Annotated in this window: 22 protein-coding genes; 13 read left to right on the top strand and 9 right to left on the bottom strand. The window is 66.3% G+C overall.

Features of this window, described 5'->3' with window-relative positions; genetic code table 11:
* Window positions 1-104 precede the first annotated feature (104 nt).
* Window positions 105-1,751 carry an alpha/beta hydrolase gene (locus QM693_RS08125; protein ID WP_349307440.1) on the bottom strand — a complete coding sequence of 549 codons (1,647 nt, stop codon included), beginning with the start codon at window positions 1,749-1,751 and terminating at the stop codon, window positions 105-107.
* A gap of 263 nt (window positions 1,752-2,014) precedes the next feature.
* On the opposite strand from QM693_RS08125, the gene QM693_RS08120 reads away from it, so the two are divergent.
* Entirely contained in the window at window positions 2,015-2,386 is a 372-nt protein-coding gene (locus QM693_RS08120; RefSeq protein WP_283335309.1) for a thioesterase family protein, read from the top strand.
* A gap of 80 nt (window positions 2,387-2,466) precedes the next feature.
* On the opposite strand, the gene QM693_RS08115 is transcribed toward QM693_RS08120, so the two are convergent.
* Window positions 2,467-2,625, bottom strand: coding sequence for a hypothetical protein (locus QM693_RS08115; RefSeq protein WP_016880869.1), 159 nt, complete (start codon window positions 2,623-2,625; stop codon window positions 2,467-2,469).
* A gap of 540 nt (window positions 2,626-3,165) precedes the next feature.
* On the opposite strand from QM693_RS08115, the gene QM693_RS08110 reads away from it, so the two are divergent.
* Window positions 3,166-4,509 carry an NAD-dependent succinate-semialdehyde dehydrogenase gene (locus QM693_RS08110; RefSeq protein ID WP_283335308.1) on the top strand — a complete coding sequence of 448 codons (1,344 nt, stop codon included), beginning with the start codon at window positions 3,166-3,168 and terminating at the stop codon, window positions 4,507-4,509.
* A gap of 124 nt (window positions 4,510-4,633) precedes the next feature.
* Here QM693_RS08110 and QM693_RS08105 read toward each other — a convergent pair whose 3' ends face one another.
* A complete protein-coding gene (locus QM693_RS08105; RefSeq protein ID WP_005242781.1) occupies window positions 4,634-4,837 on the bottom strand; it encodes a cold-shock protein in 204 nt (67 codons plus the stop codon).
* A gap of 167 nt (window positions 4,838-5,004) precedes the next feature.
* Complete coding sequence (locus tag QM693_RS08100) at window positions 5,005-5,799, bottom strand: class I SAM-dependent methyltransferase (RefSeq protein ID WP_283351948.1); 795 nt, start codon at window positions 5,797-5,799, stop codon at window positions 5,005-5,007.
* 331 nt (window positions 5,800-6,130) lie between these two features.
* Here QM693_RS08100 and QM693_RS08095 point away from each other — a divergent pair, with 331 nt between their 5' ends.
* Window positions 6,131-7,162, top strand: a complete 1,032-nt coding sequence (locus QM693_RS08095; protein ID WP_283351947.1) for an aldo/keto reductase — start codon at window positions 6,131-6,133, stop codon at window positions 7,160-7,162.
* A gap of 95 nt (window positions 7,163-7,257) precedes the next feature.
* On the opposite strand, the gene QM693_RS08090 is transcribed toward QM693_RS08095, so the two are convergent.
* Window positions 7,258-8,322 (bottom strand): LLM class flavin-dependent oxidoreductase, encoded by a 1,065-nt coding sequence (locus QM693_RS08090; protein WP_283351946.1) that lies wholly within the window; start codon window positions 8,320-8,322, stop codon window positions 7,258-7,260.
* A 457-nt stretch (window positions 8,323-8,779) separates the two neighbouring features.
* On the opposite strand from QM693_RS08090, the gene QM693_RS08085 reads away from it, so the two are divergent.
* On the top strand, window positions 8,780-9,289 hold the full coding sequence (locus QM693_RS08085) for a GNAT family N-acetyltransferase (protein ID WP_283335304.1): 510 nt from the start codon (window positions 8,780-8,782) through the stop codon (window positions 9,287-9,289).
* Between the two features lie 14 nt (window positions 9,290-9,303).
* On the opposite strand, the gene QM693_RS08080 is transcribed toward QM693_RS08085, so the two are convergent.
* Entirely contained in the window at window positions 9,304-10,716 is a 1,413-nt protein-coding gene (locus tag QM693_RS08080) for a PLP-dependent cysteine synthase family protein (RefSeq protein WP_283351945.1), read from the bottom strand.
* Window positions 10,717-10,948: 232 nt separating this feature from the next.
* On the opposite strand from QM693_RS08080, the gene QM693_RS08075 reads away from it, so the two are divergent.
* Both QM693_RS08075 and QM693_RS08070 read left to right on the top strand, forming a co-directional pair.
* Window positions 10,949-11,209, top strand: coding sequence for a WhiB family transcriptional regulator (locus QM693_RS08075; protein ID WP_283335302.1), 261 nt, complete (start codon window positions 10,949-10,951; stop codon window positions 11,207-11,209).
* A gap of 141 nt (window positions 11,210-11,350) precedes the next feature.
* On the top strand, window positions 11,351-11,731 hold the full coding sequence (locus tag QM693_RS08070; protein WP_283335301.1) for a hypothetical protein: 381 nt from the start codon (window positions 11,351-11,353) through the stop codon (window positions 11,729-11,731).
* A gap of 24 nt (window positions 11,732-11,755) precedes the next feature.
* Here the strand turns inward: QM693_RS08070 and QM693_RS08065 are convergent, their stop codons facing one another.
* Together QM693_RS08065 and QM693_RS08060 are read right to left on the bottom strand one after the other, a co-directional pair.
* Window positions 11,756-12,424: a zf-HC2 domain-containing protein gene (locus QM693_RS08065; RefSeq protein WP_283335300.1), complete on the bottom strand. Its 669-nt coding sequence runs from the start codon at window positions 12,422-12,424 to the stop codon at window positions 11,756-11,758.
* The gene (locus QM693_RS08060) at window positions 12,411-12,968 is read right to left on the bottom strand and encodes a sigma-70 family RNA polymerase sigma factor (protein WP_349307490.1); all 558 of its coding nucleotides are present in this window, start codon (window positions 12,966-12,968) and stop codon (window positions 12,411-12,413) included. Before QM693_RS08060 ends, QM693_RS08065 begins: the two co-directional genes overlap by 14 nt.
* 198 nt (window positions 12,969-13,166) lie before the next feature.
* Here QM693_RS08060 and QM693_RS08055 point away from each other — a divergent pair, with 198 nt between their 5' ends.
* Genes QM693_RS08055 through QM693_RS08045 form a run of 3 tightly spaced genes read left to right on the top strand, consistent with a single transcriptional unit; the run spans window position 13,167 to window position 15,340 of the window.
* Complete coding sequence (locus QM693_RS08055) at window positions 13,167-13,628, top strand: COG4315 family predicted lipoprotein (RefSeq protein ID WP_283335298.1); 462 nt, start codon at window positions 13,167-13,169, stop codon at window positions 13,626-13,628.
* On the top strand, window positions 13,621-14,727 hold the full coding sequence (locus QM693_RS08050) for a catalase family peroxidase (RefSeq protein WP_283351943.1): 1,107 nt from the start codon (window positions 13,621-13,623) through the stop codon (window positions 14,725-14,727). Before QM693_RS08055 ends, QM693_RS08050 begins: the two co-directional genes overlap by 8 nt.
* On the top strand, window positions 14,717-15,340 hold the full coding sequence (locus tag QM693_RS08045; RefSeq protein WP_283351942.1) for a cytochrome b: 624 nt from the start codon (window positions 14,717-14,719) through the stop codon (window positions 15,338-15,340). Before QM693_RS08050 ends, QM693_RS08045 begins: the two co-directional genes overlap by 11 nt.
* Before the next feature lie 264 nt (window positions 15,341-15,604).
* On the opposite strand, the gene QM693_RS08040 is transcribed toward QM693_RS08045, so the two are convergent.
* Window positions 15,605-16,489 carry a class I SAM-dependent methyltransferase gene (locus tag QM693_RS08040; protein ID WP_283335295.1) on the bottom strand — a complete coding sequence of 295 codons (885 nt, stop codon included), beginning with the start codon at window positions 16,487-16,489 and terminating at the stop codon, window positions 15,605-15,607.
* Between the two features lie 339 nt (window positions 16,490-16,828).
* On the opposite strand from QM693_RS08040, the gene QM693_RS08035 reads away from it, so the two are divergent.
* The 4 genes from QM693_RS08035 (at window position 16,829) to QM693_RS08020 (ending at window position 18,998) form a co-directional block, all read left to right on the top strand.
* A complete protein-coding gene (locus QM693_RS08035) occupies window positions 16,829-16,978 on the top strand; it encodes a hypothetical protein (RefSeq protein ID WP_198602318.1) in 150 nt (49 codons plus the stop codon).
* A gap of 242 nt (window positions 16,979-17,220) precedes the next feature.
* The gene (locus QM693_RS08030; protein ID WP_283351941.1) at window positions 17,221-17,613 is read left to right on the top strand and encodes an NAD(P)/FAD-dependent oxidoreductase; all 393 of its coding nucleotides are present in this window, start codon (window positions 17,221-17,223) and stop codon (window positions 17,611-17,613) included.
* A gap of 94 nt (window positions 17,614-17,707) precedes the next feature.
* Window positions 17,708-18,412 (top strand): hypothetical protein, encoded by a 705-nt coding sequence (locus QM693_RS08025; RefSeq protein ID WP_283351940.1) that lies wholly within the window; start codon window positions 17,708-17,710, stop codon window positions 18,410-18,412.
* Window positions 18,413-18,590: 178 nt separating this feature from the next.
* A complete protein-coding gene (locus QM693_RS08020; protein WP_283351939.1) occupies window positions 18,591-18,998 on the top strand; it encodes a YciI family protein in 408 nt (135 codons plus the stop codon).
* Window positions 18,999-19,152: the final 154 nt, after the last annotated feature.

Here is a 19,152-nt window from a genome sequence, read left to right as displayed (position 1 = left end):
TCGGATCTGCTCCTTTTCGAACCAGGAACGTCGGTCCCGCAGCTCAGCACGGACCCGGAGTGTTGCTTGCCTAGATCACTTCGTCCGCGGCCCGGCCCCGGACTTCACAGCGGTGCGGTGATCGGCGCCTCAGGGGCGTGCGTGACAGTGGTGCGCCCGGTCTCGAGGTACTCGGTGACGGCCTGGTCGACGACGGCGTTGCCACCCTGGATCCCCGCACCGTGATCTCCTCCCTCGACGGTGACGAGGTGCGCCCCCATGTCGTGGGCGAGCTGAACTCCGCCCTGATAGGGGGTCTGTGGGTCGCGCATTCCCTGCAGGACGAGCGGGGCCGTCGCCAGTCCTCGATTGCTCAACGTGGGCAGCGCGACGACGGGCGGCGCACCGGCACATTCGGGCCCGGCGCTGTAGCTGTACCCGATGAGGTCGAAGAGATCTCCGGTGACGAAGGTGGAGAAGAGCCAACCCGGAATGCGGTCCGGCCGAGCGGCGACATTGTTCTCGTTGCACAGGACCAGTGACTGCATCACCTGGGCCTGGGCAATCCGCTCGTACTCTTGCTCCGTCAGGTCGTCCATCGCGGTGCCGTCGGGAATCGCGTCTCGCCCGTCCCGGATCACCCGGGCCATGAGTGGCCAGCTGTTGCGGGCGGGAAGCACCTGCCGCGTCATCACGTAGATGCTGGACGACATCTGGGTGTGCGACGGGTCGGCGAGGCTACGGATGAAGGCCTCGAACTGAACGCGTGCCGGTCCGGTGAGATCGACCCCACCGCGATAAGCATCCGCAACGGCCTGCAGGCCGGGCGGTACGTCACCGATCTGGGCGGGCGGTGGCGCGAGGGTCGGGTTCCCGCCGGCTTCCTCGACGATCCGGTCCGACCACCGCTGATACACCTTCAGTGGGGTGTCACCGAGCCCGTACGTGTCGTCGTGGGCCGTGATCCAGTCCATGAGGTCGTAGAAGCGATCCTTGTAGCCGTCGTTCTGCTGCCACAACACGTCGTTCCACAGCCACTTCTGGTCGACCGCGGAATCGAGGACCATGCGACCGGTGTGCTGAGGGAAGAGCGTCGCATAGGTGGATCCGAGAATCGTGCCGTACGAGAGGCCGTAGATGTCGATGACGTCCTCGCCGAGTGCGATCCTGACCTGCTCCCAGTCCTTCGCGGTGTTCTCGGTCGTCAGGTGCGCCGTGGTGCCTGGCGCAGCGGACTCGCATGCGTTGCGCGTCGCAGCACCGCCGAAGCCGAGGCTCATCGCCGTCGTCTGTTCAGGGGCCAGCACGCACTCGACCGCGCCGGCGTAGGGAAGACCGCGCGGTTGGATACCGATCACGTCCCACTGTGCGCGGACCGCGTCGGGCAGGATCTCGACGAACATGCTGTTCGAGCCGATCGCGTCTCCGCCCGGCCCACCGGGATTGGTGAACAGCACGCCGCGGCGCGAGCTGGGATCCTCGGCGCGGTGGCGGGTGACGAGCACGTCGATCGTGCCGGCGGCGGGGTCCGCGTAGTTGCGGGGAACGGTGACCGAGGCGCACTGATCGGATGCCGGGTCCAGCTCGTATTCGGCCGGGCAGGACCCCCAGCGAAGATCGTCACCCGGTGCCGGCTGTGCGGTGGCGAGCGGTACCGCCCCCAGGGCGAGTGTGGCGGTGAGGCCGCCGATCAGGGCGACAAACCGAGTCCGCCGTGCAAACCTCGCGCCCGCGCGCTGCCTCGAGTCCAAGTGCCCATCGATCCCCGGCATACTCTCGCGATCCCCCTCGTAGTCCCGTGTCGTGACGACAGTGGCGCCTGGGCCGCAGCCCGCCCGCTACCGCCTCAGCAGCCAGTGTCTCAGACGCACCATCGCGACGACCGGTAACCCCGGAAACGAAGATGTCGCACGGAATGTCCGGGTGCACACGCCTTTGCGGTGCTGCGCCAGCGTGCACCACCGGCGGGACCGTCAAAGCCCGAACCGGAAGTGCTGTACCAAGGGATCGGCCGCGCCTGACGTACTGTATTGGCGTGCGCTACGAGGTAGTTGAGTCCGATACCGCGACCGCATTGGGCAGCGGTGACGTTCCGGTGCTGTCGACCCCACGGCTGATTGCGTGGATGGAGGCGGCCACCGTCGCCTGCGCTGCATCATTCATCAGTGCGGGCCAGACGACAGTGGGGACCGCTGTCCGAATCGAGCACCGCAGCCCGACACCGGTCGGTGCCAGCGTCGAGATCGCGGCCGAGCCACCAGCCGCCGCTGTCGGCCACCGCCTTACCTTCGCCGTGCGGGCGACCGATAGCTCGGGGAAGGTTGTCGCGTCGGGCGAGATCGACCGGGCGATCGTCGACCGGGACCGGTTTCTCGCGGCGACGTCACGCGCGAAGCCTGATCGCTGACCGAGCTTGTCGCGCACTGACCGCTGATCGCCACGTCACGACCAGCCCGATCCCCTAGCCCTGACGGTGGGCACCGTTGCTCACTCGTCGCTGAATAGTGACCGGTGGATCTCGGCGGATGTTTGCGTGGGTGAATCACCGGTGCGCGGCGCGTCGGAGACGGGCTCGGGGGTGCTGTGGGTCAGCGTTCGCTGCGCAGAGAAGAGTGGGAGTTCGGATTTGTCGTGATCGATGGTCATTCTGTTCCTTGCTTCAGGTGTATGTGGGCGCGGCCGGTTGGGGTGATGGCGACCGGGTAGATCATGGTCGAAATGTGTCGCGGTCCGCATGACGTCGTAGGCAGCTCGCCATCAGGCGTGGTGTCGGCATCGAATCCGGGACGGCGCGCCCACCCCGGGAAGTGTTCGCGCGGTGCGGATCTGCGCGGCGCCTGGGCGTGCGTGCCTGTAGCCATTGGCATCAAATGGACGCTCCTCGCATCGGCCGCGAATCGGCCGGCATTCTTTCGAATCGGGAACGCCTGAGCGACTCGCTCGATGCGACGACCATTCCGATGTATCAAGCCTATACCCCCATACGATCCTCCTGCTGAGCAGTGAACGATCTCACTGCGCGGCCGCCGCGAATAAGCGACCTGCTGGGGCAGCGCCGCCCCCACCTCGCGCGGCCTGTTGCCGACCATTCCAGGTGATGATCGGGCGATCTACTCGCGAGGACCACACCCCAGGCGCCCGTCGCAAGCGATACTGGAATGCCCCACCCTCCGAGGAGACGTGAACATGAGCCTGTACGCAGTTGTGGACCCCGCCACCGGACAGACGGTGCGCGAATATCCGACCGCGACCGACGAGCAGATGCAGGCGGCGTTGTCCGCGGCGGAAAAGGCGCACCGTGAGTGGTCGCGCGGCTCGACGGTGGTTGAGCGCGCCGAACTGCTCAGGAAGGTGGCCGAGTTGCACACCGAACGCCGCGACGAACTGGCCAAGATCATCCAGAGGGAGATGGGCAAGCCACTGGACCAGTCGTTGGGGGAAGTCGACTTCAGCGCCGCGATCTATCAGTACTACGCCGACAACGCCCAGAAGTTCCTGGCTGACGAGCCGATCGACCTGGTCGAGGGTGAGGGTACCGCGCTGATCCGCCGCAACTCGATCGGCGTGCTGATCGGGATCATGCCGTGGAACTACCCCTACTACCAGGTCGCCCGGTTCGCGGGTCCGAATCTGGCGCTGGGCAACACCATCGTGCTCAAACACGCACCGCAGTGTCCGGAATCGGCGGCGGCACTTCACCAGATCTTCACCGACGCCGGATATCCGGAGGGCGCCTACGTCAACGTCTACGCCACCAATGAGCAGGTCGCCGACGCGATCGCCGACCCACGGGTCCAGGGCGTGTCGTTGACCGGGTCCGAGCGTGCGGGCGCAGCGGTCGCCGAGATCGCAGGCCGCAACCTCAAGAAGGTGGTACTGGAACTCGGGGGTTCCGATCCGTTCATCGTGCTCAGTTCAGATGACCTCGACGCCACCGTCAAAGCGGCAATAGAAGGTCGTTTCGAGAACACCGGGCAGGCGTGCAACGCCGCGAAGCGATTCATCGTCGCCGAGGACCTCTACGACGACTTCGTCGGTAGATTCACCGCGGAGGTGCTCGCCACCGCAGACGGACTCGCGCCGCTGTCGTCGGTGGCCGCCGCCGACCGGTTGTCCGAGCAGGTGCAGCAGGCGATCGCCGAGGGCGCCACGCTGGTGTCGGAGGGCGATCGGAAGGGTGCCTTCTTCCCACCGGCCGTGCTGACGAATGTGTCACGGGATTCACGAACCTACCGGGAGGAACTGTTCGGGCCGGTTGCGACGATTTACAAGGTGCGTTCCGAGGACGAGGCCGTCGAGCTGGCAAACGACACTCCGTTCGGTCTCGGCTCGTATGTCTTCACCACCGACCCCGATCAGGCCTACCGCGTCGCCGACTCACTGGAGGCCGGGATGGTGTTCGTCAATGCCGTTGGCGCCGAAGGAGTCGAGCTGCCGTTCGGCGGCGTGAAGCGCTCCGGTTTCGGTCGCGAGCTCGGCAAATACGGGATCGACGAATTCGTGAACAAGAAACTCATCCGCGTCAGCTGAGCCGACAATTCCAGTATTTCAGCGCCCTCGGCGTGCAGTTCGATACCGGCGCCCTCACCGGATACCCATCCGGCAACAGAAATGGGGACCGCACCCACCGGATGCGGTCCCCACGTTGCACTGGTCAGACAGAGCGCACGTTCGTGGCCTGCGGGCCCTTCTGCCCCTGGCCAACCTCGAACTCCACACGCTGGTTCTCGTCGAGCGACTTGAAACCGCTGCCCGAGATCTCCGAGTAGTGCACGAATACGTCCGGAGTTCCGTCGTCGGGTGCGATGAAACCGAAGCCCTTCTCACCGTTGAACCACTTCACAATGCCCTGCGCCATGCCGATACTCCCTCAATCTCGATCCGGACCCTCACATCGAGGTTCCGATCTCGATGACCTGATCCTGCCATCCTCGATGTAGTCGCGAAGAACCGGTCACCTGCGGGTCGACGTTTTTACACACACCAAGCGCGGTCTGCGGACCACCACCCAGCGCCGTTGTCCCGTCAGCCCGGGCCTTTGCGTCCCACGAGATGAAAGACGCGGCTGAGTTGACGGTAGGGGTCTCGTCGGCTGGCCTCGAGTTCGACGGCGGCCGCCGCCGCCACCTGCTTCGAATCGTTCGGGTCCAACTCGGCACCACCGAAGTCGAGCCAGTCGACGAACAGCCATACCCCGTACCAGCGCACCGGCTCCACGCCGCGGATCCGCACGAGTTCGCTGAGTTCCTCCACCGTGTCGGCTCGAGTCGGCACTCCCAGCACCCCGATCTCGCCCCTGGTGTCAAACGACGCCAGAGCGTCGTCCCACCGTTGTTCCAACGCCGGGCGCACTGCCATCGCCTTCGCGTTGCCCGTCATGATCGATACGACGCCACCGGCAGCAGTGCACCGGCACAGCTGGTCGACGAGCGCCTCCGGATGCTCCAGGTACCCGAGCACGCCATGACACAACACGGCGGCAAAGCGTTGACCATTCACCGCCTCATCGGCGTCCTCGCCGTCGGCCTCCACGAGCGTCACCCGTCGCTGGACCTCACCAGGCAGCCGCTGGAGTCGCTGTCGAGCCTTGTCCAGCATCGCCGACGACGGGTCGAGCACCGTCACGTCGTAACCGGCTTGCGCCAGCGGGAACGATTGATGGCCCGCGCCGCCGCCGACATCGAGCACAGGGGCTGGGGGCGCCGGCAAATGCTCCAACAGATGCTGGTGCAGCACATAGGTGCGCACGAGCCCCTTCACCGAGGTATACGCCTCGTCGGCAAATTGGTCGGCCACACTGGCCCAGGTGTCATCGCCCACAGCCCCAAGATAGTGATTCGAAGTTCTCGACGATGGGCGGGACGTCGGGCCTTTGTCCCCATAATCGATCGGAGAGATTCGAGATCGGGTCGAACGATCCGCACTCTGCCCCCGCTTCTGCTGTGTCTCGTCGCGAATGTGGTGCGGGCTCGACAGTCTTTTCAGAGAATCTGCACGATCTCAACGGTTCACTTTCCATCGTCGTCCGGTGACAGTGTTTGTATGGAGCAGACTCGATGTTGCGCCGTCTCTCCTGCACCGGGCCGACACCGCGCGCCAGTCTGTGACCGACCCACGACAACAACCGAACAGACCGGAAGAGACGACACCGATGACCGACAGCCCCTTCGATCTCACCTACGCCGCGGCCGGAGACCGCTACGAGAAGGTCCCGTACCACCGCACCGGAAACTCCGGACTCGATCTGCCTGCCTTCTCGTTCGGCCTGTGGCAGAAGTTCGGTAGCGACTACGCTTTCGCGACTCAGCGGGAGATCATCCTCCACGCGTTCGACCTAGGCATTACCCACTTCGACAACGCCGACCGCTACGGCCCCCCGCATCGCGCAGCCCAGAAGAACTTCGGCGCCGTGCTCGCCAAGGACCTCGCGCCTTACCGGGACGAACTCATCCTGTCGACCAAGGCAGGCAACCCGATCGGTCCGAGCCCGTATCTCAAAGGCGGCTCGCGCAAGTCGATCCTGACCTCGCTCGACCACAGTCTGCGCGACCTCGGCACCGACTACGTCGACATCTTCTACCATCACAGCCCCGACCTCAGCACGCCACTGGAGGAATCCGTCGGGGCTCTGGTCAGCGCAGTGGAGCAGGGCAAGGCGCTCTACGTCGGAATCTCCAACTACCTACCCGATCGCACACACGAAGCCGCCGAACTGCTACGCGCGGCCGGCATTCCGCTGCTCATCCACCAGACGCGTTACTCGATCTACGACCGCCGCCCCGAACAGAACGGCCTGCTGGACACCGCCCGGCAAGACGGATTCGGGCTGATCGTGTATTCACCCCTGGCGCAGGGTCTACTGACGGACAAGTACCTGGAGACGATTCCCGAACACGCACGAGCACAGAACAGCACGTTCCTGACGCCGGATGTGATCGACGAGACCTACCGGCAACGCACCGCCGAGCTCAACAAGATTGCCGAGGCCCGCGGCCAGTCACTTGCACAGCTCGCGCTGCAGTGGGTGCTGCGGCGGCAGGAGGTCACCTCGGCGCTGATCGGAGCGAGTTCCACCGAGCAACTCGACCACAACATCGCGGCCCTGAACTTCCCGCCGCTCACCGACGAAGAACTCGCGCTCATCGAGGAACACGGCGTGCACGGAACCGGACTCAGACTCTGACAACCAGTCACCCGCTCGTGCCCGACAGCGAGGGCGGGTGACTGTCACCGTGTGCGCAAACCTGTTGCGGGGAAGCGCAGGTAGCGCTCCCCCGCTCATTCCCGCAGCAACGGCAGCAGCTGGTTGCCCTGACGCTCGATTTCCGGCAGATACGGGGTGTCCGAGAGTACGAAGTGGGTGATGCCGAGGTCCTGGTACTTGCGCAGCGACTTCGCGACGTCCTCCGGGGAGCCGACGAGCCACGTGGTGCCGGCGCCGCCGCCACCGAACTTCCCGGGTGCGGTGTACAGGTTGTCGTCGAGCAGGTCGCCACGGGTAGCCAGGGCGAGGAGTCGCTGCTGTCCCACGGCGGTTTGGCGATGCGGGTTCTGCGGCGGCGCAACCTGATTCTTCGCCATCTCCGCTACCTTCTCCTCTGCCTCGGCCCAGGCCTGCTCGGTCGTGTCCCGGACGAAGGTGGTGATCCGCAGGCCGAACTCGAGCGGCGCATGCGCTCGGCCGAGTTCCTCGCTCAGTGACCGCAACCGTTCGATCCGCTCCTGCACACCCGCGAGCGGCTCACCCCAGAAGAGCTGAACGTCGGCCTCGGTCGCCGCAACACGCTCGGCGGCATCGGACGCGCCACCGAAGTAGAGCTTCGGGTGGAGTCGATCTCCGCGTGGTGAGATCCGGGGCAGCACTGTGGAATCGGTGACCTGGAAGTGCTCACCCCGGTAGCTGACGTTCTGCTCCAACCACAGCTTGCGGACGAGCTGGAGGAACTCCTTGGTGCGAGCGTAACGGTGGTCCTGGTCGCTCTCGTGTTCGCCGTAGGCTCCGAGGTTGTCCTTCCCGGACACGATGTTGATCCGGACCCGGCCGCCGGTCAGATGGTCGAGAGTAGCGACGGCGGAGGCGAAGTGAGCCGGTCGCCAGTAGCCGGGCCGGATCGCGATGAGCGGCTCGAACGTCGCCGTCCTGGCCGCAAGGGCGGAGGCGACGGTGAGTGTGTCCGGTCTACCCCAACCGGTGCCGATCAAGGCCCCTTTCCAGCCGTGGTCCTCGAGGGCCTTCGCCTGGCTCGTGAGGGTGTCCAGACTGTTGTGGTCAACCGTGACGGCGTCGCCGCGGTGTCCCGGGGTGACCTGATTCGGGATGTACCAGAGGAATTCGAGACTCATGAGGTGGTGATTCCTGTTCGACGTCGGTGATCGGCCGGCTGAGATCGGCGAATCGTGCCGTCTCCAACGATTGAGCGGAGAGCGCGTCCGGACTGACGGCCGTGTGCGCCGCCGCGATTGCGTCCATCCCCTACTTCCGCCCCCCGAGGGACGCCTCATCACCCGACTGGACGACGTGACCAGCATCCGGACATCGCGATACTAACCCCGGTTGTCACCGTTGAACGTCCATGCCCTGCGTCCTCCACGATGAGAAACAGGGCCTGACGTGCGACAGTTCGACACAACTGGACATAGATTCCTCCAGATCGGAAATGTCGAACCACCTTGCACTTTCATCGGCAGCGAACAGAGATTTCTGGACACCGTTGGCGTCAAGGTGATTTCAACCCTCGAATCCCGGGTGAAGACCGGGAAGCATCTACCGAAACTGCATTTTCATCGACGGAGAATGTGAATGACCTCTGAATTAGCACTCTCGCACCTTCACGTAACCGCGGTGTCTTGGTTCGACCCCGACGCGGAGGCATTGCGAGAGGCCATGGCCCGCGAAGTGGGGCCGCGATACTCCGACCGAGTATCGACTGCAGACCGCGCCGCCACCAATGCGGTTGACTCGACGTCCGTTTTCCTCACAGTGGTGGTGTACACCGCCGCGGGGGCAACCGACACTCGAGAAGCGGTCGGTCACGCCGCGCTCAGGTGGAACGGCGACGACCTGGAGTTGAAACGGATGTTCGTCACAGTGGAACATCGCGGAACCGGGGTGTCGACAGCGTTGTTGAGCGCGGTCGAGGATGCCGCCAGGAAGGCGGGGCGCCCACGCCTGATTCTCCAGACGGGCGACCGGCAACCCGATGCGGTCAGGTTGTACGAGAAGAGCGGCTACTCACGGATTCCGATCTTCTCCCCATACGAGATCTTGCCCTTCTCGAATTGCTTCGAGAAGGTGTTCGATCAAGGATGACGAATCACCGCACTTCACGCGACAGGCGAGGTCAGGACGACGTCAGCGTCCACCAACGCCACGGCTCGCCCGTTCTCGGACACGACGACCGGCCCCCGGTGCCCCCCGATTCGTCGCATTGCCACCGACAACTCTTCGGTGACTCCCACGACGGGCAACGGCTGATCGACGTGCACACCGATCGGGTCGTCGTCCGGAGCGTGTGACAGCGCCGCGGCACTGACGGACCCCTGGATCTCCGCGACCACGACCGGACCGGTGATCGGGCGTGCCAGCACGACGGGCAGGGCCGGGGTGTCCGCGAGCACGTCACGCGCCTCCGCGACGGTCGCGGTGGACGGCACGGCCCGGGGTGCGCTCCCCCGGCCGCCCAGTGCGTCACCGACAACGGGTCCGGTCGCTGCGTGGTAGAGCGGGAAGCCCAGCCGTCCCAGCCACTCGTTGTCGAAGTACTTCGACAGGTAGGCCCGGCCCGAGTCCGGGACGATCACGACCACGACGTCGTCCGGACCGAGGGTCCGCGCGACCCGCAGGGCGGCGGCCACCGCGGTACCGGCGGAACCTCCGACGAGGAGTCCTTCCTCCCGGGCGAGGCGGTGCAGCACCGTGAGCGCCTCGATGTCCGGGATCCGCTCGAGTCGGTCGACGACGTCCGGGTGATAGGAATCCGGCCACTCGTCGTGCTCGGTCTGCGGGTGCAGAAAATGGCCCACGGATTCGATGTACCAGGCCCGTCCGTCTCCCCCACCGTATACGGAGGTATCAGGATCCGCGCCGATGATCTGCACGGCCCCGCCGGAGACCTTCGTCAGGAACTCGCCCGTCCCCGTGATGGTCCCACCGGTTCCGACACCGGCGACGAGATGAGTGACTCGGCCCTGGGTCTGACGCCAGATCTCCGGACCTGTCGTGGTGCGGTGCGCGTGGGGATTGGCCGGGTTGTCGTACTGGCCGGCGAGCCAGCCGCCGGGGATCTCCGCCGCGAGACGAGTGGCCACGTTGCGCACGAACTCGCGATGGTGGCTGGGCCTGCCGCCCGGTGTCACATGCACCTGCGCCCCGTGCGCCCGCAGCAACGCGATCTTCTCGACGCTCGTCTTGTCGGGTACCACGACGACGGAACGGTATCCCCGCGCGGCGGCGACCAACGTCAGCCCGACTCCGGTATTGCCCGACGTGCCCTCCACGACGGTGCCTCCGGGCAGTAGTTCCCCGGATTCCTCGGCCGCGTTGATCATGGCCAGGGCGGCGCGATCCTTCACACTTCCGCCGGGGTTGAGGAACTCGAGCTTGGCATACACCGTCGCGGAGATACTTCCGGTTACCCGGTTCAACCGGACGAGGGGTGTGTTGCCGATGGCGTCGGTGATCGAGTCGTAGACTCCGAGGCTCGCGGCGTCGACTGTCGGGGGATCGAGGATGGTCATGCGTCTGCCTTTCGAGGCCGCCCGGGTGTCACCCGGTCAGCATCGCAAGAGCAGTCGTCGAACAACAGGATTCGCGTCACGCCGATCAGATCTTCAGTGGCTCACCAAGAACGGCGCGGCGCGTTCACCCCGCAATCCTGGAGATTCGAATTCTTCTCGTGTGTTGCCGAATGGGCTGTAATTCGGGGCGACCGAGAGCGAAGGGGGTAGTCGAAAGATGTCGACACCGGTGATGACACTGCATCCTCACGACACCGAGTTGTGGCAGTGGCGATTGTCTGCGCGTTGCCATGAAGCGGACGCGGAGATCTTCTTCCCGGCTGACGCCGAACGCAGGAACGCTCGCTCCGAGCGGGAAGATCTCGCCAAGGAGTTCTGCCGCGGCTGCGCGGTGGTGGAGGAATGCCTCGAGTATGCCCTCCACACCGGCCAACAGCACGGCGTCTGGGGTGCGACGACACCGGGCGAACGGCTGGCACGTCTCGGCCGGTGAGCGAATACCCGCGCCGGCATTCTCACACGAGCGACTCGGCACGAGCGTCGTCGGCGGATGCGAAACATTCGCGACGAGTAGATTTGGTGGCCCTGATCGGGTAACCAGGTACGTTCGAATCTCGCAGTCTTAGGAGAGACCGTGGTCGCCCGCGTGCTACCTGGGGCGCCTCAGGTCGTCCCGGTCTCGGCGGCCAGGGAGCGGACGGCTTCAACCCGGGTACCCACGACGTGTCGGCGGGCCAGTTCTTCCGCTCCGTCCGGGTCTCGTGCCTTCGCGTGGCTACTCGCCTGGGCACTCGACGCACGCCTCGACGAGGATCTCGAGGCGTGTTTCGGACTCGCCGCCGACGGCGGTGCTGCCGCCATGGGGCTGCCGCGGGCCGACCTGCAACCGGGTTCACCCGCCGACTTCATGTTGCTGGACGGAGAATGCGTGCCGCAGATCGTCGTCGACGTCCCCCGTCGGGACACGGTGGTGCGGGCCGGAGGGGTCGTCGCTCGCGACGGCCGGCTCCTCTGAGTCGTCCACGAGGATTGGCGTCGGTCAGGACCGCAGGGGCGCTTGCAGCAGGGTCCGGTCGTCGCCCGGGGCGCTCACCCCGAGCATCGTCGCATCCGACATCGGCAGCCCCACCGCCAACTGCATCGACATCGTCTTGTCGCCGCCGGCGATGAAACTGCCGGCATTCATGCGACTTCCGTCGGAGCGTTGGAGCCAAACGTTGTACGTGCGGCCCTGTGGGAGTCCGGCGACGTCGAGGCTGATTCCGGTTCCCCACGCCCGGTTTTCCACCCGCGCGGAGGCGTCCACACCTGCGGCGAGCACCGTGAATGCCACCGGCTGCCCGGGCGGGGCTGTCGAGGTGCCCCCGCGCAGGAAGAACCCGCCGGCCACCAGGCCGACGGCGATCACGACGGCCGCGGCGGCGACTGCGATCCGGTGGTACCGCTTCCGTCCGCGTTCGCGGTCGACCGCCCCGAAGATCGCGTCGGGCAGCGTCGACGACGGCCGGGGCGCAGGTTCGGTGAGCCGGTCCGGGTCCGCCGCAGAGAGGGCAGCCGCGACCGGCGTCAGCAGACGCAACTCGGTGCGGCACTCCGGGCAGCCGTCCAGGTGCGCGCGAAGCGTGATCATCTCGCGGTCGTCGAGGCGACCGAGCGCGTACATCCCCAACATGGTGCGTATCTGCTGGCAGCGGTCAGTGGTCACCATGCCACCCCATTTCTTCGAGTACGAGTCGGAGAGCCTTCAGCGCGTAGTACACACGACTGCGGACGGTGCCCACGGGAATGCCGAGCTGTGCGGCCACCTCGGCGGCGGGCCGGTCACGCAGGTGAATCTCGACCAGGACGCAGCGGTGCTGATCGGACAGCCGCCGCAGCGCCTCCTCCATCTCGAGCCCCACCAGCAGTTGTTCGAGGGGACGCTCGGGTGCGGGCAGCTCGGGTGGTGCAGCGTCGGCCAGCTCGGGTCGGGCGGCACGAGCCCGGATCGCGTCGATCACCACGTTGCGGCAGATCGCATACAACCAGGTCCGGAGCGTAGCGCGTCGCGGGTCGAACCGGTCTGAGCGCCGCCACGCCCGAAGAAACGTCTCCTGTACCGCCTCCTCCGCGCGACCCCGGTCTCCGAGGGAGCGGTAGGCGAGGGCGAACAGTTCCCTCCGCTGGTCGTCGTAGGCGGCCCGCAACACCTTCTCGTCATCCAAACTTCCCTCGGACTGGTCCCCGCGTGTGCGCACGATACGAAGCCGCACCACTCACCTCCCGAACACCGGATACGGCGTCGGCTCGCCCGACACCCACCGAGGAGTACGGGCGTGGGCGGCGCGGCGTTCATCTCGAATTCTGCCACTCGGGTGCGCGGGGGCAGCTGAACGTGGGTCGCCGACCATCCGTACTCCCCAGCGCCGAACGATCCGGCATACGGAACGAACGAATGGAGACCCGAAACGATGTTGAAGAAATCGATTCTTGCGGCGGCCGGCGCCGCCGGCACGATCGCGATGATGTCGGCGTGCGGCACCGCCACCGACGACACTCCGCCCCAGGTGCAGCCGTCTGCGTCCACCGCGGGGCAGGTGGAACTCGGCACCCGGGAGACCGCTCTCGGCACCGTGCTCACCGACGGAGACGGATTCACGCTCTACCGATTCGACGAGGACACCCCGGGCACCATCCGGTGCACCGGCCCGTGCGCCGAGATCTGGCCGCCCTCGCTCGTCGGTGCACCCCGGCCCGACGCCACCCTCGCCGCCCGCGCGGGTGCCACGACGCGGCCGGACGGAACCGAGCAGATCACCTACGACGGCCACCCGCTGTACCGGTTCGCGAAAGACACCGCCCCCGGGCAGACGGGCGGCGACGGCGTCAAGGGAACCTGGCACGTGGTGACGGTCGACTCCGCCCATGGATGACGCCACCACACCCCCGGATCAGGCGCCGCGCCCGGCCGTCAGTCGCCGCAGTGCGCTGCTCGGCCTGGCCGCGGTGGGCGCCATCGCGGCAGTGGACGTCGGCGGGTTCCTCTGCGCGGCGGGGACACTGGACGCCGACGATTTGACCCCGGCACGGTTGACCGACCGGTTCGAGGAGGTCTCCGGGCATCACGACGGGTTCCGGCGCAATCACGCCAAAGGAGTCAGCGCGACCGGATATTTCACCGCCACCGGCGCCGGGTCCGGAGTTTCCACGGCCAGCGTTTTCCGGGTCGGCCAGATCCCGGTGACCGGCCGGTTCTCACTCTCGGGCGGGAATCCGTCCACTCCGGACGTCGACGCCACGGTCCGCGGGCTGGGGTTGGCGTTCGACCTCCCCGATGGCGAGCAGTGGCGCACCGCGATGATCAACACCCCGGTGTTCCCCGACCGGACACCAGACGGCTTCTACGAGCGGTTGCTCGCATCGAAAACGGACCCGGCCACCGGCAAGCCCGATCCGGATCGCATGGCGGCGTTTCTTTCCCGCCATCCCGAGACCGCGGCGGCGATGAACCTCATCCGACAGCATCCACCGACCTCCGGGTTCGACAACAGCACCTTCTACGGTCTCAATGCCTTCCATTGCACCAACGACACCGGAGTCACGGTTGCGGTGCGGTGGACACTGGTCCCCGCGCAACCGGTCCGCTCCCCCGGCCTGCCGCCGCTGCCGGGGCGCGATCACCTCTTCGACGCCCTCACCGCGGCAGTCTCGCGTGGGCCGCTGCGGTGGCGGATGTTGCTCACGATCGGTCAACCAGGCGATCGGACCGACGACGCCACCCGGCCGTGGCCGCCGACCCGGCAGGTCCTCGACGTCGGCACCGTGACCATCGAGGCGGTCCGGACCGAAGCGCCGCACAACGCGCGGGACCTCAACTTCGACCCGCTCATTCTCCCAACGGGCATTGCACCCTCGGACGATCCCCTGCTCAGCGCCCGGTCCGCGGTCTACACCGAATCGTTCACCCGCCGGTCCGGGGAGCCGAAAACACCGGCGCTCGTTGACGTGGATGGGGTGCGCGATGACCGCTGACCCGACCGACCGCCCACTCCGGTTCGCGGCGACCGTCCGGGTGCTGCATTGGGCGATGGCGGTCATGGTGATCGCACAACTGCTCATCGGCGCCGTCATGGTGACGACCCTCGACCGCTACCACCTGCTGCGCTCGGTGCACGTCCCGTTGGGCGCCGCAATCCTCGCGCTGGTGATCGTCCGCATCGGCAACCGGCTGGTGTGCCGCACGCCCGCACCACCCGCCTCCATGGGACCGGTCGAGCGCCGGGTCGCAACCGCGTCGGAGTACCTGCTCTACGGGCTGCTCGTGATCCAGCCACTCACCGGGTGGGCCATGCTCTCGGCCGGTGGCTACCCGATCATCCTCTACCAGCATCTGCACCTGCCCACGCTGCTTGCACCAGATCCCAGCGTCTACGCGTTGTCGAGACAAGCTCACACCGCATTCGCCTACCTGCTGTTCTTCACCTTCACCGCACACATGTCCGCCGTCCTCTTCCATGTGCTGGTCCTGAACGACAGGCTCCTCGACCGGATGGCGCCGTGGCGCACTCGCCGAAAGTCTTCGCCTACCACTTCCCGACCGGCATCGGCGCGGATCGTCGATGACGTTGCTGCAGAGCAGGATTGAGAATAGTGATGCTCACAGCACCGGTGCTGAGACCGGCGTGCGACTCGTGCCGACCGCGTGATAAAGCACCAGGTCGGTGAGCGGGAAATGCCCCAGACAGGGGTTCGGCCGGGAATGCTCTCACATTCTCGGCCGGATCTCTGCTTCTCGAGTGTTTCACCGTTGCCGATTACTCTCTCGATCCGCAACTACCAATGTACGCGCGGATGGCGGTCCACCGCAATGGCTCGCCCCCGCGGTTCATCGCTGCAAGCTGGGCAGTGGCTACTTGACCGCCGTCAGGTACGTCGATCGCTTCGACAGATCGACAAGTTCTTCAGGGAGATCCGGAACCGGCCGCCCGTAGGAGGCCGCCAGCTCGAGCGAATTGGACCGCCGCACTGACCAGCCGTGCCCGGTCAACCACTGCACCGGATCGGCCCGCTCGTCACCGTAGAACAGCTCGGAGATGTCGAGGTCGCCGAACGGATTCTCGGCGAAATACTTCGCTCTGATGGCGTCGAAGCGTTGCATATCGGTTCCCGCCGCGAAGTTGTCCACGGCAAGGTGGCTGCCGGAGCTGGACAGTTGGTCGATCCGCTCGAACAGCGCGTCGTGCGCCGCGCCCGGGAGGTAAGCCAGCAGGCCCTCCACCGACCACGCGGTCGGCTTACCAGGGTCGAAGCCTGCGGCTTCGAGGGCGGCAGGCCAGTCGTCTCGCAGATCGACGGCCACCGGGCGACGATCAGCCGTCGCCCTGGCCCCATGATCAGCGAGGACATCCTCTTTGAATTCCAGCACCTGCGGTTGGTCGACCTCGAAGACCGTCGTGCCGGTCGGCCAGTCCAAGCGATATGCCCGTGCGTCCAACCCGGCCGCGAGGATCACCGCCTGCGAAACCCCCGCGCCCGTGGCTGACGAGAAGAACTCATCGAAGAATCTGGTCCGAGCACCCATGAAGCCCGAGAACGGCATGTCCCCGAGTAACGACGGGTCGGCCAACAGCCCGGTGAAATGTGGTTCACCCGCCGCTTCGACGAACAACCGCGCGTAGTCGTCCTGAATCAACGCGTCGGGGCGGACTGTCTCCAACGCCCGAAATGTCGCCACTCCCAACGCGGTCAGGCCCACGCTACTGACGATGTCCCAACTGTCTCCATCGGTTCGCATCGCTGAAGTACCCTCCCGATCTCGTCGCAATTCGGAGCCGACTACCGAGCAGAGCAGATCGGCGACGAGGCCGGAGAAGTTCGGTAAGGCCTCACCGAAATCCGGGCCCAGCGTGATCGACCGAACCCGCGCAATTCTACGCTCGGGCCATCGCAATCAGCCGGAGCCGATTCGTCGACCTCGCACCCGCTCGGTCGCGTTCCCGGCCACCGCCGAGGTGACCAGGCCGAGTGGCACGGGACCGAACATGTGGTGTACAACATAGTCGGCCACGATGTGAACCAGATCACAACCGTGACCGCGAGGCACACATATCGGTATCCGACGAAAGCAGGACACATGGCGACACCCTCGATTGCCCCGACGACTCCCACCGGACGGCAGACGCCCCGGCGCAGCGGCACCATGAGCACCGCGGAGATCAAGTCGAGGATCGAGGCCATGTTCGCCGACGACCGCAGGCCCACCCGCCCCGCAGTCACGAACTGACGAAGCTCGCCCCCGCCGACGAGGGGATCGGATGAGCACAGCATGACCTGTCCGTCCGATCCCCCGCCGCGCGTCGCACAACTTCTTGGCGAACTCGGCATCGGAGGATGCGAATACGCGCTTCCACTCGAAAACGTGCAGCACTGGCAGCCATAGAACAACCGGCCGACCAGTTGTCACGCACTACGGAGACGTCGGGGGGCCCGCACCTCGGAAGACGACCGGCAGGCTACGGGGGCGCGGTGCCAGTGCCGGTACGTCGAGGGTCCGCACTGAGCCCATACCACGACGCGATACGCATCGCCGGCGCATTCGAATTACCTGCCCGCGACGAGCGGGTTCCCGAGCGGCGGATCCGACGCCTCGTGGACCAGGTGCACCCCTACTTGGCAGGATGGGCCCCCGACACGAATGTCGACATTCGTTCCGGCAGAGCCGGATTACGACCCGCCACACCCGACAGCTTGCCGTTCATCGGCCCGGTTCCCGGTCACCGCGGCCTCTACATCTCCGCCGGCCACGGCATGTTGGGTGTCACCCTGGCACCTGCCACAGCTGAAGGGATCGCCGACATGGTCACCAGCCGTCGCATCCCGGAATCGATGCTTCCGTTCCAGTTCGCAGGACGCATCTGATGACAGAATCAGGTGCACCACGGTTCGTTGCGGACGCTGATCCCGCCCGGGACGCACGGATGACCGTAGGGATCGAGAGGGAGGGCATATTCGAATGCGACGCGTCGTGCGGGCCTTCTGGGGGCCGCGGCCGGAGCCGGTCGAAACGCTGGCAGGACGGTGGCGGCAGACGTTGGAGCACGTCACGGAACTGCTGCCGGCGGCTGCGCCACCGGTGCGAGGCGAGTGGCGGCAGGTTCACGCGTCGGGACCGGACACCGCCTGTGCGCCGGACGACCTGACAGCGGTACTCCTGGACGCGCAGGGCGCTGAGGCGTGGTCGGATCTGACGGGGACCGGATTGCGACTGATACACACCGGTGCGGACGGGTGGGCGGTCGAACTGTCCGGCGTTGCGGGTGGTGCCCCACAGTTTCTCCTTCAGTCACTGGTGATGACGGTCGACGCGCCCGACGGCGCCATCGTCCCCGAATCCGAACTGCTCGCAATGCTTGCGTCGGTGTGGGAACCGGACTTCGGTGACGTCAGCGACGACGACATTCTCGATGCGCTCGAAGACGGCGCCGGGTTCACCGTCGGCGATCCTGTCGTCGGCCGGTTCGGCTATCTGTCCGCGGCCCGCGCAGTCCTGGTACCCGACGGCCCGGGGGCGGTCCGTCAGGACACGCTGGACGGCGGCGTGCTGCTGCACATTGCAGCACCGGGCGACATCGACACGATTGTCCGCGTGTACGGCCGGTTACGGGACGCCGGCGCACTCGCGCCACTGCGACGTCCGCTCGACCGGCCGACACTGTGAGGTCCTGTGCCGCGAGCGCTGTGCACGACGCGCCCGGTTACGCAACTACAGGCCTCCGCCCCCGGTTCGAACGAGACCCAAAAGATTCTTCGGGCGGCGTGTCGAGAAATCCTGACTGGCTCCGTCTCCACAGTGAACGCGACCAGAATGGGCCGCACCACCACCGAGGAGAAACACAATGGGTAAGTATCTTCTGCTCAAGCACTACCGCGGCGCCCCGGCTGCGGTCAACGATGTGCCGATGGACCAGTGGACGCCGGAGGAGATCTCGGCCCACATCCAGTACATGCAAGACTTCGCAGACCAACTCGAAGGCACGGGCGAGTTCGTCGACGGTCAAGCGCTCGCCCCCGACGGAATGTTCGTCCGCTACGACGGCGAGGGGCGGCCACCGGTCACCGACGGCCCCTTCGCCGAGACCAAGGACCTCATCGCCGGCTGGATGATGATCGACGTCGACAGCTACGAACGCGCCATCGAGCTGGCAGGAGAGCTCTCCGCTGCTCCGGGGGCGGGAGGGAAGCCGATCCATGAGTGGCTCGAAGTGCGCCCTTTCCCCGCCGAGCCGCCCACGATCACCGACTGACCCCCTCCTCCGCCAGTACCCCGAAGGTGCTCGCACAACCTCGGCCGCCGCGGACTCCGCCCCGCGGCGGCCGAGGTTGGGCGAGACGGAACCGCACACCCTCGCAGCTCGGCGCGTGAGGTGTTCTTCTCTTCGTCGAGCCTCTTGGAGGCAG

The organism is Rhodococcus sp. IEGM 1305, assembly GCF_030058635.1.
Taxonomy (GTDB): Bacteria; Actinomycetota; Actinomycetes; order Mycobacteriales; family Mycobacteriaceae; genus Rhodococcus_F; species Rhodococcus_F opacus_D.
The sequence above is the reverse complement of the archived record's forward strand: the minus strand, read 5'-3'. Positions and strand labels throughout refer to the sequence as shown.

What these genes read in the sequence shown, in the direction of transcription:
- QM693_RS08020 (WP_283351939.1), top strand. Translation starts at nt 18,591, where the DNA reads ATGGGTAAGTATCTTCTGCTCAAGCACTACCGCGGCGCCCCGGCTGCG.
- QM693_RS08115 (WP_016880869.1), bottom strand. Translation starts at nt 2,625, where the DNA reads ATGACCATCGATCACGACAAATCCGAACTCCCACTCTTCTCTGCGCAG.
- QM693_RS08035 (WP_198602318.1), top strand. Translation starts at nt 16,829, where the DNA reads ATGGCGACACCCTCGATTGCCCCGACGACTCCCACCGGACGGCAGACG.
- QM693_RS08080 (WP_283351945.1), bottom strand. Translation starts at nt 10,716, where the DNA reads ATGACCATCCTCGATCCCCCGACAGTCGACGCCGCGAGCCTCGGAGTC.
- QM693_RS08040 (WP_283335295.1), bottom strand. Translation starts at nt 16,489, where the DNA reads ATGCGAACCGATGGAGACAGTTGGGACATCGTCAGTAGCGTGGGCCTG.
- QM693_RS08055 (WP_283335298.1), top strand. Translation starts at nt 13,167, where the DNA reads ATGTTGAAGAAATCGATTCTTGCGGCGGCCGGCGCCGCCGGCACGATC.
- QM693_RS08095 (WP_283351947.1), top strand. Translation starts at nt 6,131, where the DNA reads ATGACCGACAGCCCCTTCGATCTCACCTACGCCGCGGCCGGAGACCGC.
- QM693_RS08045 (WP_283351942.1), top strand. Translation starts at nt 14,717, where the DNA reads ATGACCGCTGACCCGACCGACCGCCCACTCCGGTTCGCGGCGACCGTC.
- QM693_RS08065 (WP_283335300.1), bottom strand. Translation starts at nt 12,424, where the DNA reads ATGGTGACCACTGACCGCTGCCAGCAGATACGCACCATGTTGGGGATG.
- QM693_RS08125 (WP_349307440.1), bottom strand. Translation starts at nt 1,751, where the DNA reads ATGCCGGGGATCGATGGGCACTTGGACTCGAGGCAGCGCGCGGGCGCG.
- QM693_RS08050 (WP_283351943.1), top strand. Translation starts at nt 13,621, where the DNA reads ATGGATGACGCCACCACACCCCCGGATCAGGCGCCGCGCCCGGCCGTC.
- QM693_RS08025 (WP_283351940.1), top strand. Translation starts at nt 17,708, where the DNA reads ATGCGACGCGTCGTGCGGGCCTTCTGGGGGCCGCGGCCGGAGCCGGTC.
- QM693_RS08110 (WP_283335308.1), top strand. Translation starts at nt 3,166, where the DNA reads ATGAGCCTGTACGCAGTTGTGGACCCCGCCACCGGACAGACGGTGCGC.
- QM693_RS08105 (WP_005242781.1), bottom strand. Translation starts at nt 4,837, where the DNA reads ATGGCGCAGGGCATTGTGAAGTGGTTCAACGGTGAGAAGGGCTTCGGT.
- QM693_RS08085 (WP_283335304.1), top strand. Translation starts at nt 8,780, where the DNA reads ATGACCTCTGAATTAGCACTCTCGCACCTTCACGTAACCGCGGTGTCT.
- QM693_RS08075 (WP_283335302.1), top strand. Translation starts at nt 10,949, where the DNA reads ATGACACTGCATCCTCACGACACCGAGTTGTGGCAGTGGCGATTGTCT.
- QM693_RS08090 (WP_283351946.1), bottom strand. Translation starts at nt 8,322, where the DNA reads ATGAGTCTCGAATTCCTCTGGTACATCCCGAATCAGGTCACCCCGGGA.